Origin of the sequence: Actinoplanes derwentensis, assembly GCF_900104725.1 — a bacterium.
GTDB classification, from domain to species: domain Bacteria; phylum Actinomycetota; class Actinomycetes; order Mycobacteriales; family Micromonosporaceae; genus Actinoplanes; species Actinoplanes derwentensis.
In genome coordinates this window covers 3,129,308-3,144,880 of sequence record NZ_LT629758.1, presented here as the reverse complement: position 1 = coordinate 3,144,880, position 15,573 = coordinate 3,129,308, and the positions used below count along the sequence as shown (strand labels likewise).

Here is a 15,573-nt window from a genome sequence, read left to right as displayed (position 1 = left end):
AGGAGTCTCATGTCCGGCATTGCGGGCTGGGTCGATTTCGTTCGGGACGTTTCCCCGGAGCTGGACGTCGCGCACGCCATGACCACCACCCTGGCACGGCGAGCCCCCGGCACCGGCACCGTCTGGTCCTTCGAGCACGCGGTGCTGGCCCATCGCGGACAGCCGGCCGCCGCGGCCGGTGAGCCGTCACCACACGCCGTGGTGACCTTCGCCGGACAGATCCACAACCGGGCCGAGATCCGGGCCCGTCTCGGAGCGTCCGGCGCCGGCGACCGGGAGCTGGTGCTGCGGGCCTACCTGGAGTGGGGGCCCGACCTGGCCGGTCACCTGCGCGGCACCTACGCCTTCGCGGTCTGGGACGTCCGCCGTCAGGAGTTGCTCCTGGTCCGGGACCAGATGGGCGTCAAGCCGCTGTTCTTCGCGCCCACTCCGGACGGGGTGATCTTCGGCTCCGAGCCCAAGGTCATCCTCGCGCATCCCGGTTTCCGGGCCGTCCTGGACACCGACGGGCTCCGCGACATCCTGTCCGTCGCCCGGGTGCCGGGCCACGCGATCTTCCGCGGCATGCGAGAGGTCAAACCCGGTCATGTCGTACGGGTGACCAGAGCCGGCCTGGACGAGCAGCCCTACTGGCGTCTCGCGGTCCGGGATCACCCCGACTCGCTGGACCGCACCATCGGCACCGTCCGGGAGATGCTGGAGAGCATCGTCGCCGAACGCCTCGCCGGCGACGCGCTGCCCTGTTCACTGCTCTCCGGCGGGCTCGACTCCAGCAGCCTGACCGCCCTGGCCGTTCAGGAGGCGAACCGGCAGGGCCGCGGCCCGCTGCTCTCCCTGGCCGTCAGCGACCGCGACCCGGCCCACGACTCGGGCGCGCCCGGCAACGACGACCACCTCTACGCCAGAATGCTCGCCGACCACGTCGGCACCGACCACCGTGAGCTGCCGCTGGACACCGGGCGGCTGCTCGACCCGCAGCTGCGGGCGTCGGTGCTGGCCGCCTACGACATCCCGATCAACAAGGGCGACCAGTACGCGTCGCTGCACCTGCTGTTCCGGACCGCCCGCGAGCACTCGCCCGCCGCGCTCTCCGGCGAACTCGGCGACGACGTGTTCGGCGGCTACAACTGGCTGCGGCTGCCCGAACTGGTCATGACCGACACGTTCCCGTGGGTCCACGAGGGCCGGCCGCGGTTCGCCGGCAACGACGTCGTCTTCGATCCGGCGCTGCTCGCCGGGCTCGACCTGGCCGGTTATGAATACGACTGTCACCGGGCGGCGCTCGCCGAGATCGCGGCCGGCGACCACCTCGACGACAAGACCGAGGCCCGGTTCCGGGAGGTCACCTATCTGGCGCACACCCGGCACTCGCGGGTCCTGTTCGATCGCCTCGACCGGCTCGGCATGGCGTCCGGGCTGGACGTGCGGATCCCGTTCGCCGATCCCCGGCTGGTCGACTACACCTTCAACATCCCCTGGGCGATGAAGAGTTTCGACGGCCGGGAGAAGAGCCTGCTGCGGGCGGCGATGAAGGACCTGCTGCCGGAGCCGGTGGCGAACCGGGTCAAGCTGCCCTACCCGAACCTGCGGGACCGGATCTACGACCAGGTGCTGCGCGAGCGGGTGGTGACGCTGGCCGGTGATCCGGCGAGCGCGATCGGCCCGCTGCTGTCGCAACGGTTCCTGAAGGACGTACGGGAAATCGGGGTGAAGGCTCTGGAAGGCGGCGTCAGCCGCGCCGTGCTGGAGACCGTGTTGCAAGTGGACAGCTGGATCAGCACCTATGGTGTCGAGCTGTCCCTCCAATAGCAAAGGAACTTTCCAGATGGCTGTGACCGACGCTCCGCCCGTGCGCCTGTGGAACCGCAACTTCACCCTGTACTTCACCGCCCGCATCATGTCGGTGCTGGGCGACACGATGGTTCCGGTCGCCCTGGCGGTCGCTATGCTCGGCCTCGGCTACGGCGTGAGCGGCATCGGCTACGCCCTCGGCGCCTGGATGGGAGCGTTCGCGCTCTTCGTCGTGTTCGGCGGGGTGTTCGCGGACCGCTTCCACCCCCGGCCCCAGATGATCGGCGCCGACGTGGTCCGCGCGGTGGTCCAGTTGGCCCTGGCCGCCTGGATCTGGGCCGGCGACACCCCACTGTGGTTCCTGATCGGCACCTCGCTGATCGGCGGTCTCGCGACAGCGATGTTCCAGCCCGGCCTGAACAGCCTGGTGCCGCAGGTCTCCACCGACGTGCAGAAGGCCAACGGGGTGGTCCGGGTCAGCCAGGGACTGGCCACCATGGCCGGCCCGGCGATCGGCGGCGTCCTGGTCGCCACCACGACACCGGCGGTGGCGTTCACCGTCGACGCCGCCACCTTCGTGATCAGCGGGATCTGCCTCGCCGCGCTGCGCCTGCCGGCGTTCACCGTCGACCGGTCCGGTTCGATGCTGGAGAACCTGCGGTTCGGCTGGGACGACTTCCGCTCCCGATCCTGGCTGTGGGCGGTCATCCTGATCTGGTGGGTGCTCGGCGTCTTCGTCTGGGGCCCGATCACCCCGGTCGGCGCGGTGTCGATCATCGGTGAGCACGGTAAGGCCGCGTTCGGGTACGCCGAGGCGGCCTTCGGCGCGGGCTCGGTGCTCGGCGCCCTGGTCGCGATCCGGATCCGGGCCACGCGCCCGTTGCTGGCCGGTGGCATCGCGATGTTCCTCTTCCCGCTGATGCCCCTGGCCGCGGCTCTGACCCCGTCGATCCCGCTGCTGCTGCTCGGCTACGCGGTGAGCGGGCTCGGCTGGGCGTTCTGGGGCGTGCAGTGGGCCACCACGATCCAGACCCAGATCCCGGCCGACCGGCTCAACCGCGTCTCCGCGTACGAGATCGCCGGGTCGATCCTGGCCGTCCCCCTCGGCCAGGTCATCTCCGGCCCGGCCACCCACCTGCTCGGCGTCCGGCCGCTGTTGCTGCTGGCGACCGTGATGAGTCTCGGCTGCGCCATCGCCCTGCTGCTGGTGGCACCCATCCGGCGGCTGCGGGCCGTCTCACCCTAGAAGTGGAGTCAGCACATGCGGTATTGGATGACTGTCATCGGCACCGGCTACCTCGGCATCACCCACGCCGCCTGCATGGCCGACCTGGGCTACGAGGTGCTCGGGCTGGACATCGACGAGGACAAGGTCCGCCAGCTCAACGCGGGTGAACTACCCATCTACGAGGCCGGGCTGGGTGAACTGCTGCGCCGCGGGCTGGACAGCGGGCGACTGCGGTTCACCACGTCGTACGCCGAGGCCGCCGGGTTCGGTGACGTGCACTTCCTGTGCCTCGGCACCCCGCAGAAGCCGGGGGAGTACCGGGCCGACGTCTCGCAGCTCGACGCGGCGATCGAGGCCCTGGCACCGCACCTGGTCAAGGACTGCCTGGTCGTCGGGAAGTCCACGGTCCCGGTCGGCACCGCGGAACGACTGGCCGACCGGCTGGCCGAACTCGCCCCGGCCGGGGTGCGGACCGACCTGGCGTGGAACCCGGAGTTCCTCCGCGAGGGCTTCGCCGTGCAGGACACCCTGCGCCCGGACCGCATCGTGCTCGGGGTCCGCAACCGGCGCGCCGAGATGATCCTGCGGGAGGTGTACTCGCCCCTCGGCGACATCCCGACCGTGACGGTCGGCTTCACCACCGCCGAACTGGTCAAGGTCGCCGCCAACGCGTTCCTGGCCACCAAGATCTCCTTCATCAACGCGATGGCCGAGGTCTGCGAGGCCACCGGCGGGGACGTGGTCCAACTCTCCCGGGCGCTGTCGTACGACACCCGGATCGGCGGCCGTTTCCTGCACCCGGGCGTCGGGTTCGGTGGCGGCTGCCTGCCCAAGGACATCCGGGCGTTCATGGCGCGCGCCGACGAACTGGGCGCCGGCCGTGCGCTGGCCTTCCTCGAGGAGGTCGACGCGATCAACACCAGGCGCCGGACCAGGGTCGCCGCCCTGGCCCGGCAGCTGCTCGGCGGCTCGATCGACGGTGCCCGGGTGGCGGTGCTCGGCGCCGCGTTCAAGCCGGACTCCGACGACATCCGGGACTCGCCGGCCCTCGACGTGGCCACCGCGATCGACCGGGAGGGCGGGCTGGTCTCGGTCTACGACCCGGCCGCACTCGACAACGCCCGCAAGAAGTACCCCGCCCTGAACTACGCCGAGTCCGCGCTCGACGCGGCCACCGGGGCGACGGTGGTCCTGCTGCTCACCGAATGGACCGAGTTCACCGAGCTCGACCCGGAGGTGCTCGGCGCGGTCGTCGCCCGGCGCAACATCGTCGACGGCCGCAACGTGCTCGACCCGGACGTCTGGCGCGACGCCGGCTGGCAGTACCGGGCGCCGGGCCGTCCCTGACCGTCCCACGCTGTGACTTCGGCCGCTGTCACAGCGTGCTGTCAGGGTGCGGCGGCTAATTTTGCCGCGTGACGATCACCGACTCGCCGACCGCTCCACCCGTGGTGTCTCCGGCCGGACGCCGAGTCGCGGTGTCCGTCATCATCTGGCTGCTGCTGATCCCCGGCGCACTCTGGCTGGCCGGCCGGGTGTTCGGGCTGGAGCGCGGCGCCCTGATCATGCTGTTCGCGGGCACCCCGTTCGTGGCGGCGTGGACCCTGGTCCCGTTGCTCGCCGCGCTGGCCGCCCGGCGCTGGGCGGCCGCCGCGGTGGCCGGGGCGGTCGCCGTCGGGATGGCCGTCTGCGTGCTGCCGCGGGCGCTGCCGGACCTGGACAAAGGCCCCACCGAGGGGATCGCGTTGCGGGTGCTGACGATCAACATGTTGTACGGGGAGGCCGACGCGGCCCAGATCGTCCAGCTGGTCCGCGACGGTGACGTGGCAGTGCTCGCCGTGCAGGAGTTCACCCCGCGCGGCGAGGCCTCACTGAAAGCGGCCGGGATCGGTGACCTGCTGCCGCATCAGCAGCTCACCGCCGCCCGCGACGCCGGTGGCTCGGGTCTCTACTCGCGCTATCCGATGCTGTCCCAGTCGACCCGGGACAACGACGGCGGATTCCAGCAGGCCACCGCGACGATCCAGCCCGACGGCGCCGCCCCTGTCTACCTGGAGTCGGTGCACCCGCTCGCCCCGGCCGGGCCGGACATGTACGACGGCTGGCGTGCCGACCTCCGTGAGCAGCCGGCCGCCGGTGGCGACGGCCCGGTGAAGATCCTGCTCGGCGACTTCAACGCCACCCTCGACCACGCGCCGCTGCGGGACCTGATCGACACCGGTTACCGGGACGCCGCCGCCACCGTCGGCAAGGGCCTGGTCCCGAGCTGGCCCGCTTTCAACGGCGGCAAGGGCCTGGTCACCATCGACCACGTGCTGGTCGACGAGCGGATCGGCGTGCGTGCCGTCGCGGTGCACAGCGTGACCGATTCCGACCACCGGGCGGTCTTCGCGTCGCTGACGGTTCCAGCCGCGTCCTAGCTGTTGTGCGGCCGCCTCGCGACCACGAACAGGTGGGTGGTCGGCCAGTCGAGCGGCTGCGCCCGCTCGTCGGTCAGCGACGCGACCGGGGCGATCCGGTTGTCGATGATCCAGTCGTTGCGGATCGGGGTGGACGCCGGGTCCAGGACGAAACCGGCCTCGGCGAGGAGTTCGCCCCACTCGGCGAAGGACAGCCCGCAGAACTGTTCCTTCGTCTCGGACAGCCAGTTGTCCACGTAGTCCTTGCGGGTCAGGAAGTCCATCGCCGGGCCCAGCTCGATGCGGACCGTCTGGTCGTCGACCGCTTCGAAGTCGAACGGGAAGGCGAAGTCGACGGCGAACTGGTCCAGCCGGGCCCGGGTCGAGAGGCCGCTCACGTATCCGCGGACCTCCTCGGGGTCGAGGTCACGCCGGGGTCCGGCCGGATTGTCGCCGTCGTCGGTGGCCAGCCGGAGCAGCACCTTCTGCCCGCGGTCGTCCGGGCCGCACACGTCACTGTTGATCCAGACTCCGCCCGGTGCGGTGTGGTCGAAGATGCGCCGGGCGAACTGCAGCAACGACTCGCGCTGACGGCCGTACGACCAGATCTCATGGGTCAGGGCGAAGGTCAGGGTGGTGTCCACCGAACGGTCCGTGAAGATCGCGCCGCCGAGGACGTTGCGCTGGTAGAAGTAGACGTTGGCGTTGCGGAAGACACCCTGCGCCTTCTTGTGCAGGCATTCCTGGTAGAGGTGCCGGGCCACCTCGACGCCGATCAGGTCGCTCTCGTGCAGGCCCGGCTCACGGTCGGCCAGTTCCAGCAGCGACCCGGCGCCGCAGCCGATGTCCACGATCCGGCCCGGCCGCACGTGCCGGCGGACCGCCGCCCACTTGCGCTCCGCGGCGTCGGCGAACGCCTCCACGTACGTCCGGTAGTCGCGGGTCGCCGTCAGACCGCCCTCGTCACCGACCAGCGGATCGTTGACCACCGTCCGGACCGCGTCGACCAGGCGGTACCGCTCGAAGACGTCGATCGTCGCCGGGTGCGCCAGCTCGCGCCACGACACGTCCCCGGCGGCCAGGCGCAGCAGCACGTCGAACGGCCGCTCCGGCGTCACCGGCAGCAACGGCTCGGCCTCGACCAGGGCGATCGGGAAGCCCAGCCGCTCGTACAGTTTCGCCACCTCGGGTGTCGAACAGGCGACCACGGTGTCCGCCGGGGTCAGCTCGATCCCGGTGGCCACCGCGATGCTCTTCAGCGTGACCTCGGCGAACGTGTCGGTGGGCGCGGCGTCGAAGATCGGCACGACCAGCGAACGCAACCCGCTGAGCAGGCTGAACCGCTCGATGGCGGCTTCCCGGCGGTGGTACGGCACCGGATTGCGCCGGGTGTTGTCGTGATTGGCCGACGTGACGGCCCACACGATGGTGGTCCGGCCGGTGGCGGCGAGCCGGTTCAGGTACTCCGCCTGGAAGCGGGTCAGCAGGTGGTGGCGCCCGGGGAACAGTACGAAGCGCTCGCTGTTGATCACCCGCTCGATCATACCGGCGAAGCACGGATGCGGAATGCGGCTTTTGCCTAGGATCGGGCCATGAGGTATACGGCGGCAGCATTGATCGGTGTCATCGCGGCGAGTCTGATGTCCACCCCGGCCTCAGCGGGCACTTCAGCGGGCACCTCAGCGGTGCCGACCGCGGTCACCACGCTCACCGCGCCCACGGCGATGGCCGCCGCCAACGGGAGACTCTTCGTCTCCGACGGCAACACCGTCGCCGTGCTGGACACCACCACCCTGGCCGAGGCCGGGCGCTGGGCGACCAGCCCGTGCCCGGTCCACCTGGCGTTCGCCGGCACCCGCCTGTTCTACGGATTCGGCTGCCCCACCAATGGCACACCCGGCCTCGGCTCCGTCGACGCCACCGCCGGGACCGGCCCGTACCAGGCGCCTACTTCCACGACAAGTCCGACGTGATCGCCACCCTCACCGTCGCCGCGCCGGTGGCCGGCCGGAGCGTCACGACCGTGCAGACCTCGAAGTTCACCCTGGCCTCGGGCACCGAACAGTTCACCCTGATCGAGGCGGCGAGCGGAGTCCAGTTCCGGTTCGCCGCCGCCTTCGCCGGTGACACCTACGGGAAGGCCTCGTCGGGCACCTCGGCCGCGGTGATCATCAAATAGCCTTTCTAGACTCGGGGGCATGGGTATCGACTTCGCCCCATCGAACAGATCGGGTCTAGGGATCGAGTGGGAGGTCGCCTGCGTCGACCGGCGTAGCGGCGAACTCACCGCGGCCGCACCCGACCTGCTCCGACAGCTCGGCCCGGCGGACACCTTCCCGCACGTGACCGGGGAACTGCTCACCAACACCGTCGAGATCGTCAGCGCGCCGCACCACCGGGTCCGGGACGCGGTCGCCGACCTCACCCGGCTCGCCGAGCGGGTCGCCACCATCGCCGAACCACGGGGCGTCGACCTGATGTCGTCCGGCACCCACCCGTTCAGCCAGTGGTTCCGCCAGCAGGTGACCCCCGGCAAACCGCGCTACGACACCCTGATCGACCGGACCCGCTGGTGGGGCCGGCAGATGATGATCTGGGGCGTGCACGTCCACGTCGGCGTCGAGGACCACCGCAAAGTGCTGCCGATCATCGACGGCCTGCTCACCTACCTGCCACACTTCCAGGCCCTCAGCGCGTCCAGCCCGTTCTGGGCGGGGGAGACCACCGGGTACGCCTCCAACCGCGCCCTGACGTTCCAGCAGCTGCCGACGGCCGGGCTGCCGCCGCAGTTCACCGACTGGGCGCAGTACGAGGCGATGGTCGCCGACCTGCAGCACACCGGCGTGATCGAGGAACTGAACGAACTGCGCTGGGACATCCGCCCGTCACCGGTGTGGGGCACGATCGAGGTGCGGACCTTCGACGGCATCCCCACCGCGCGGGAGATCGGCTCCCTCGCCGCGCTGACCCAGTGCCTGGTGGAGTACTTCTCCGCCGAACTCGACGCCGGCCGGGCCGTACCGAGGCTCCAGCCGTGGTTCGTCCGGGAGAACAAATGGCGCGCCGCGCGGTACGGGATGGACGCGATCATCATCCAGAACGCGGTCGGCGACGAAGAACTCGTCACCAAGGACCTCGACGACCTGCTGCGGCGGCTGGCGCCGATCGCCGAGTCGCTGGACTGCACGGCCGAGTTGGAGGGCCTGCGCGACATCGTCACCCACGGCGCCAGTTACCAGCGTCAGTTGCGGACCGCCGCGGCCAGCGACGGCAGCCTCAAAGCGGTGGTGTCCGCCCTGGTCCGGGAGATGCGCGACGACCGTTTCAGTTGACGAAACGACCTGCCGTCCCGCCGTAAAGTTCCCGTCAACAACCCACCACTAGCGTTTCCACCATGTCGTTCGAACCACTCCCGGACCGGCTCGCCAGATCCTGGGCCGATGCCATCCGCCGGCTGGCCGCCGCGAGCCTGAAGGGCTGGCACACCGAGCGGGGTACGACCGGTGCGGTCGTCATCGGGGCCGCGGCGCCCGCACTGAACGTCGCCTACGCGCTGGCTCCCGACCCGGACCTGAGCACACTGGACGAGATGGCCGCCACCGTCGCCCGGCAAGGGCTGCCGTGGTCGATCGTGGTGCGCGAGGCCGCAGCCGGGGTGGCGGCGTCGGTGGCGGCCCGGCACGGGCTGACCGAGTGTCACGCGATGCCGGTGATGGCCTGCCCCGCCGCGGATGCCGTGCTGACCGTGGACCGCGCGAGTGCCGGCCGGGTGGAGCGGGCCGGCGCGGAGGCCGCCGATGTCTACATCGCGACGATGGCGGCCGGGTTCGGGGCTCCCGTCGAAGTGTTCGACCTGGTGATGGGCGGGGAGGTGCTCGACGCGCCGGGCTTCGCCGGATACCTGGCGGGCTCGGCCGCGACCGGGCTGGGCGTGCAGGGCGACGGCGTGATCGGGCTGTACAACGTCACCGTCGTCCCGTCGCGGCGTGGCGAAGGGCTGGGCCGGGCGATGACGGTCCGGGCGCTGGCCGACGGTTTCGCCGCCGGCGCCGAGATCGCCTATCTGATGCCGTCGGTCGAGGGCCGCCCGCTGTACGAGTCGATCGGCTTCAGTGACGTCGAGACGTGGGCCATGTTCAGCCATGACTGACCTGACCCCCGGCACCCACAGTCACACCTCCGCCGGCACCCGGCAGGTCTACCACGTCGCCGGGACCGGGCCGGTGATGATCGCGCACTCCGGCGGACCCGGCGTCGAGCACTCCTACCTGCGCTCGCCACAGCTCGAAGCCCACTTCACCATGGTCTATGTGGAGCCGGCCGGCACCGGGGCGTCCGGGCCGCTGCCCGAGGACGCGACGTATGTGGACACCTATGTCGCGATGCTCCGGAGTCTGGTCCGGCATCTCGGTGTGTCACCGGTGCATCTGCTCGGGCACTCGCACGGCGGTGTCGTGGCCCAGCGGTTCGCCATACGGTATCCCGGGAAGGTCGCGGGGCTCGTCCTCTACAGCTCGACACCGGTGACCGACGCGGCGTTCTGGGAAGCCGGTGCGGTGCAGGCGGAGGCGCATCCACGGCGTTTCCCGGCCGTTCCCGAGGCCGCCGAGACGGCTGCCGCCATGGCGCAGCCGTTCACCGACCGGAGTCATGAGGGCCGGAGCGCTCGGATGGCGGCGGTCCTGCCTGTCTACTTCGCCGACTACTGGGGCCGGCAGGCCGAGTTCGCGTCGCTGCGCGCCGGCATCCGCGCGTGGCCGACCGACTTCGACTCGACCGAGATCGACTACCGGTCCGAGCTGCCGTCGATCGCCGCGCGGACCGTGGTCCTCACCGGCCGGCACGACTTCGTGTGCGGTCCGGTCTGGGCCGAGATGCTGCACAAAGGCATCGCCGGCTCGCGGCTGACGATCCTCGAGGACAGCGGCCATTTCGGCCACATCGAGGAGCCGGCCCGCTTCACCGAGGCAGTCCTCTGGTTGCTGCGAGATCCACCGCCCGGTCCGCCCGGTCCGCCCGGTCCGCCCGGTCCGCCCGGTCCGCCCGGTCCGCCCGGTCCGCCCGGTCCGCCCGGTCCGCCCGGTCCGCCCGGTCCGCCCGGTCCGGGCGGCCGGTCGTTGGCGGTCTCCGGTGTCGAGCCGGACGGCCGGTCATTGCCGGTGTCCGCGTACGAGCCGGGCGATCAGCGGTTGCCGGACTCTGCGGATGAGTCGTTCTACCAGTTGTTGCGGGATTCTTTGGGGGAGGAGTGGGGCGGGTTGTCGCGGGATTTTGCGGAGGAGATCCGTGGTGCCTTCCGGCGTGGCGATGACGCCGGGGTGATGCTGCTGGCCGAAGCGGAACTGCAGCGGGCAGCGGGGCCGCCGGACGGCCGGGTGGAGGCGCTGTATGCGACGGCGCGTGTCGCCCTCCGTGCCGGAGACCTGGTCCTGGCCGACGAGCGGGCCCGGGCGGCGCTGGACGTCGCGGTGAAGTCCGGCGACCGGCGGCTGGAGGAGCGGCCCCGGCATGTGCTCGCCGCCGTGGCCCGGCTCTCCGGTGACTACACGTTGGCCCGCGAGCGGTATTCGGCCAGCATCGCGCTCAACGAGGAACTGGGGCAGCCGGAGCAGGTGAACTCCGAGTCGTACAACCTGGCCTTCGTCGAACTGCACCTGGGCGACCTGACCCGGGCCCGGGAGTTGCTCACCGAGTGCCGGGCCCGGGTGTTCGCCGAGGGTTGGCAATCGTTCGTGCCGTACCTGGCGATCGGCTACGCCGCGATGGCCTCAGCCGACGGGGACCACCCCCGGACGGCGCGAATGGTCGGTTACGCGGACAGCGCGTTCGCTGCCGCCGGCCAGGTACCCGACCCCGACGACGCGGTGGAACTGTCCCGAGCCCGAACCACGGCGCAATCAGCACTGGGCGACGACCAGTTCGCCTTCGACTACGCGAGTGGCGCGGTCCTGGAACCCGACTGGGGCAGCTGGCCCGTGATCTGACCGATCACCTGACGGGCGGTCGCGGTCAGCCCGGCCGCCCACAGGCTTGGTTTTGCGGGCGTCACGGTCGTGGAACCCGGCTGCGCTGGTGACCCGCGGGCTCGGCTATTCGGGTGGTGCGGGAACCCGACCAGGCGGGTGACCCGTGGGCGGTCCGCGCGCAGGTTCGGTTATGCGGGTGGCTTGGTCATAAGCCGGGCCGGGTGAGTCTCGAGGATCCGGTGGATGTTGGTGTGCGTCAGGGCCTGTTCCTGGCGCATACCCTGCTTCTCGAAGATCTTCAGGGCTGAGGAGAGCAGGTCCAACGCCTCCTCGGAGGCGCCGAGTGACCATCGTGCACCCGCCAGGCTGCGCAGCAGGTGTGCCTCGCCGACCGGGTCCCGGCTCTCGCGAGTGGCCGGCAGCGCGGACCGCATCACGTCCTCCCAATCCTTGAAACGGCCGGTGACCTGCAGATACTGCTGCATGCTGATCGCCAGCCGCCAGGCCACCGGCCCGTCCGCCAGCCGAACCGCCTCGGCCAGCGCCTCCCGCTGCCCGTCGAACCAGGCGAGCGCCTGCGCATAGGTCTGCGGCCGTTCGGCGTGGACACCGACGATCTGTTCCGGGCCCTGCGGCCGTACGGCGCGGTTGTCGGCGATCCGATTCGGGCTCTGCGGCCGCTCGGAGTGGGCGTTACCGGTCTGTTCGTGGGTCTGCGTCCGAGCGGGGTGGGTGCTGGCTGCTGGGGGTGTCGGCATGATCGGCGGTCGGCTCGGGGACAGGATCGCCTGCGCGTGGAGGCTGCTGTGCAAGTAGTAGCGCAGCAGCCGGTCCACCGCCGCCCGGTGCTCGTCCGGGCCCTCGATGGTGTGGAAGAGCTCGTCGGCGTACGCCTTCACCAGCACATGTGTCGTGAAACGACCGTCGTCGTGTTCGTCCAGCAGAGCCGCCTCGGTCAGCTCGTCCAGGTCGGCGCGGGTCCGGTCCGGGGTGTCGCCGGACAGGCCGGCACAGGCGCCGGCGGTGACACCCGCGCCGAATGCCACCGACAGCAACCGGAACAGCCGAGCTGCGCCACTGCTGAGCTGCCGGTACGACCAAGAGAAGGCAGTCCGCGGGTCGGGTGTGCCGCTGCCTGCGGTGAACACGCCCAGCCGTCGCGCGCCGTCCCGAAGGTCCGCGGCGACGGAATCCAGCGACAGCGCCGGGCGAGCGGTCAGCCGGGCGGCCAGAACCGCCAGCGCCAGCGGCAGCCGTCCGCACAACTCGATGATCTCGTCGATGTCCCCACGGTCATCAGGCAGGTGCCCGAGGCCCTCAGCCAGACGGCCGGGGTCGGCAGGCACCCGTCTGCGGTCACCAGGCTGACCGCCGGGGCCGTCAGACAGGTGTCCGGGCTTGCCATGCAGGCGGCCGGGGGCGTTGGCCAGCCGGCCGGGGGCGCGGGGAAGGTGCCTGCGGTCGGCGGGCAGGCGTCGCCGTAGCAGTTGCTGGGCCGTGGCCAGGTCCGGCAACTCGGTTCGCAGCAGGTGTGCGCCCTCCAGAGCGGCGAGGCCCAGCAGCGGACGGCGGCTGGTCAGCAGTACCAGGCTCTGGGCCGAGTTGGGCAGCAGCGGGCGGACCTGCGCCGGGTCGCGCACGTTGTCCAGCAGCACCAGGATCCGGCGGCCGGCGGTCAGACTGCGGTAGGCGCCGACCCGGGTGTCGAACGTGCCGGGAATCCGGGCGTACGGGATTCCCAGCCCGTACAGCAGTGACCGCAACGCGTCACCGGCCCGGAGGCTCTCGTCGGCCCGGTCGCCTTGAAGATCCAGGTACAGCTGACCGTCCGGGAACCGGTCGGCACACCGGTGCGCGAAATGGACGGCGAGGGTCGATTTGCCGACGCCACCCATCCCGTCCAGCGCAATGATCAATGGAGCCTCCTGGCGAGCCTCGTCGACCAGGGCGCCCAGGGTGGCGAGTTCGGCTGTCCGCCCTACGAACACCGGCAGGTCGGGAGGTAACTGCGCCGGACGTACGCCGGTGTCGCCGTTCTGGGTCGACACCCTGCCGGGAGGCGACTGGGCCGGGCGTCTCTCGGTGTCGCCGTCCTGGGTCAGCACCTTTCGGTGGGCGTCCTGCAAGGTCTGGCCCGGGTCGATGCCCAGGTCCTCGGCGAGGCGCCCGCGAATCGTCTGGTAGACGGCCAGGGCCTCCGCCTGCTGCCCGGCGGTGGCGAGGGCCGTGATCAGCTCGGTGTACACCGCCTCGTTGAGGGGGTTCAGTTCGGCGGCGAGCCGCAACGGCGCCAGCACCGACGACGGCCGCCGTGACCGGATGGCGAGGCCCGCCGCCTCGATCGCCGCTTCGCAGAACTCACTGTCGATCGCCGCGAACACGGCCGACGCTCCGACGCTGTCAGCCAGCGACCCACCGGAGAGCCCGTGACAGAGCCGCAGAGCGTTCGCATAACGAACCAGTGGATCATCGACGCCGTCTGGATCCACGCCCGGGGCTGCACCGGTTGCGTCGTGCCTGTTCTGGCCCGTGTCCAGCCCACCCAGGGCTGCGCTGTGCCCGTCCTGGTCCGTGTTCAGCCCGATCTGGGGTGCATCGTGCCCGATCTGGCGTGCGTGGTGCCTGGTCTGGGGTGTGTGGTGCCTGGTCTGGTCCGGGTCGAGACTGGCCCGGGGCGCGTTGTGGCCGCTTCGGATCGCGTCGTGCCCGGTTTGGGGTGTGTGGTGCCTGCCCTGCGTCGTGCCGAGACCTGATCGGAATGCGTCGTGCCTGGTCTGGACCGGGCCGGGATCGGCCTGGGCGGCGATGACGCCGGCTCGGGCTGCGGTGACCTCGGCTCGGAAGGCGGACAGGTCGAGGACTTCTGGACCGGCGGTGAAGCGGTAGCCGCCGGCGTCGCGCTGCAGGTAGGTGCCGGGCATGCGGAGGGGAAGGCTGGGTTCGAGCAGGCGGCGGAGGACGCCGATGTACTTGTGGACGACGTTGACCGCGCTCGGCGGGGCGGCCGGGCCCCAGATCAGTGCCACCAGATCGGTCATGGTGACCGGCTGGCCCACCCGTGCCAACAGCAGGGCCAGTAGGCAGCGCTGCTGGCGGGGGCCGGTGTCGATCTCGGTGCCGTCTCGCCACACCCGTAACGGGCCCATGATCTGCAGGTGGAGCGCGGGACTCGGGCTCACCATGCGAGGCCGTCTCCGCCGGCGGGGCCGTGGAGTTGTCGCTGTCGGCTGCCGCTCGTGAACTCTGCCAGCACGTGCACGAACCGTTCCGTCTCCTCCACGTGTGCGAAACGGCCGCTGTTCTCGAAGATCGCGACACTGGCCTCGGGCATCGCGGCCCGCAACGTCGCGGCGGCGGGCGGGCCGAAGACGAAGTCGTGGGCCCCGGCGAGGATCAGGGTGGGCACGGTGATCGAGGACAGCTCCCGGCGCAGGTCGAAGGCGGCGAAGTCAGCTGCCGGGCGTGGCCAGCACCGCACTTGCGCCACCATCGGGGCGAACTCGATCCGCCGGTGCTCCCAATGGGCGAAATGCGACGGAAGGATCTCACGCAACCGGCGCGTCGCGGCGTCAACGTCGTACTCGCCGGTGTCGGCGGCACTCGTGCCGGTGCCGCTGTTGGCTGCGCCCGTGTCGCCCGAGTAATCGCCATTTGCTCCGTGTTCGGCCGCGCCCGTGGGGTTGTCGAGGGTGTCGCGATGCAGGTTCCAGCGGGCCTGCGCCAGCATCTGCGCGTCCGCCGCCGGACCGGTGGAATAGAGGACGAGGCCGGCCAGGCCGTCCGGGTCGGTCAGCGCGTAACTCTGTGCGATGAATCCGCCGTGCCCGTGGCCGAGCACGAAGACCGGCTCGTCGTCGAAGGCCCGCACCACCGCGTCCAGGTGCCGCACGTAAGTAGCCAAGTCATACCGCACCCCGCGTGGCAGGGCGCTGGAGTCGCCGGTGCCGGCCGGCTCGACGTAGATCATCGTGTGGTCCCGCTCGGCCAGCGGCATCCGCAGGTAGCTCCAGTGCATGCCGGGCCCCGCCGGGTGCGCCACACAGCGAGGGCCGCGACCACGGACGTGACAGACCAGCGACAGGTCACCGGTTCGCACCACGCGCCTGCTCTCCGACCTCGGATTCATGACGCTGATCGTCGCAGAAGCGAGTTTACTGATTCTTGATCCGGGTGGATCGAGGGCGATAGG

Annotated in this window: 12 protein-coding genes; 9 read left to right on the top strand and 3 right to left on the bottom strand. The window is 70.8% G+C overall.

Annotated features, from left to right (window positions below):
* Positions 1-9: 9 nt before the first annotated feature.
* From asnB to BLU81_RS13795, 4 genes are all read left to right on the top strand, one after another.
* Positions 10-1,809, top strand: coding sequence for an asparagine synthase (glutamine-hydrolyzing) (asnB, locus tag BLU81_RS13810; RefSeq protein ID WP_092544858.1), 1,800 nt, complete (start codon positions 10-12; stop codon positions 1,807-1,809).
* Positions 1,810-1,825: 16 nt separating this feature from the next.
* Entirely contained in the window at positions 1,826-3,037 is a 1,212-nt protein-coding gene (locus BLU81_RS13805) for an MFS transporter (RefSeq protein WP_172890544.1), read from the top strand.
* A 27-nt stretch (positions 3,038-3,064) separates the two neighbouring features.
* A complete protein-coding gene (locus BLU81_RS13800) occupies positions 3,065-4,366 on the top strand; it encodes a UDP-glucose dehydrogenase family protein (RefSeq protein ID WP_231954775.1) in 1,302 nt (433 codons plus the stop codon).
* Positions 4,367-4,434: 68 nt separating this feature from the next.
* Positions 4,435-5,439 (top strand): endonuclease/exonuclease/phosphatase family protein, encoded by a 1,005-nt coding sequence (locus BLU81_RS13795; RefSeq protein WP_231954500.1) that lies wholly within the window; start codon positions 4,435-4,437, stop codon positions 5,437-5,439.
* Here the strand turns inward: BLU81_RS13795 and BLU81_RS13790 are convergent.
* The gene (locus BLU81_RS13790) at positions 5,436-6,950 is read right to left on the bottom strand and encodes a class I SAM-dependent methyltransferase (protein ID WP_231954498.1); all 1,515 of its coding nucleotides are present in this window, start codon (positions 6,948-6,950) and stop codon (positions 5,436-5,438) included. The two genes, BLU81_RS13795 and BLU81_RS13790, sit on opposite strands and share 4 nt — an antisense overlap.
* A 60-nt stretch (positions 6,951-7,010) precedes the next feature.
* Here BLU81_RS13790 and BLU81_RS13785 point away from each other — a divergent pair, with 60 nt between their 5' ends.
* From BLU81_RS13785 to BLU81_RS51520, 5 genes are all read left to right on the top strand, one after another.
* Positions 7,011-7,391: a hypothetical protein gene (locus BLU81_RS13785; protein WP_157751548.1), complete on the top strand. Its 381-nt coding sequence runs from the start codon at positions 7,011-7,013 to the stop codon at positions 7,389-7,391.
* Positions 7,388-7,597 (top strand): hypothetical protein, encoded by a 210-nt coding sequence (locus BLU81_RS13780; RefSeq protein WP_092544848.1) that lies wholly within the window; start codon positions 7,388-7,390, stop codon positions 7,595-7,597. Before BLU81_RS13785 ends, BLU81_RS13780 begins: the two co-directional genes overlap by 4 nt.
* Before the next feature lie 19 nt (positions 7,598-7,616).
* Entirely contained in the window at positions 7,617-8,750 is a 1,134-nt protein-coding gene (locus BLU81_RS13775) for a glutamate--cysteine ligase (protein ID WP_092544846.1), read from the top strand.
* Between the two features lie 62 nt (positions 8,751-8,812).
* Positions 8,813-9,568, top strand: a complete 756-nt coding sequence (locus BLU81_RS13770; RefSeq protein WP_092544844.1) for a GNAT family N-acetyltransferase — start codon at positions 8,813-8,815, stop codon at positions 9,566-9,568.
* A complete protein-coding gene (locus BLU81_RS51520) occupies positions 9,561-11,402 on the top strand; it encodes an alpha/beta fold hydrolase (protein WP_092544843.1) in 1,842 nt (613 codons plus the stop codon). Before BLU81_RS13770 ends, BLU81_RS51520 begins: the two co-directional genes overlap by 8 nt.
* Positions 11,403-11,572: 170 nt before the next feature.
* Here BLU81_RS51520 and BLU81_RS50630 read toward each other — a convergent pair whose 3' ends face one another.
* Both BLU81_RS50630 and BLU81_RS13755 read right to left on the bottom strand, forming a co-directional pair.
* Positions 11,573-14,566 (bottom strand): BTAD domain-containing putative transcriptional regulator, encoded by a 2,994-nt coding sequence (locus BLU81_RS50630; RefSeq protein WP_231954497.1) that lies wholly within the window; start codon positions 14,564-14,566, stop codon positions 11,573-11,575.
* On the bottom strand, positions 14,560-15,510 hold the full coding sequence (locus tag BLU81_RS13755; RefSeq protein WP_157751546.1) for an alpha/beta fold hydrolase: 951 nt from the start codon (positions 15,508-15,510) through the stop codon (positions 14,560-14,562). Before BLU81_RS13755 ends, BLU81_RS50630 begins: the two co-directional genes overlap by 7 nt.
* Positions 15,511-15,573 lie beyond the last annotated feature (63 nt).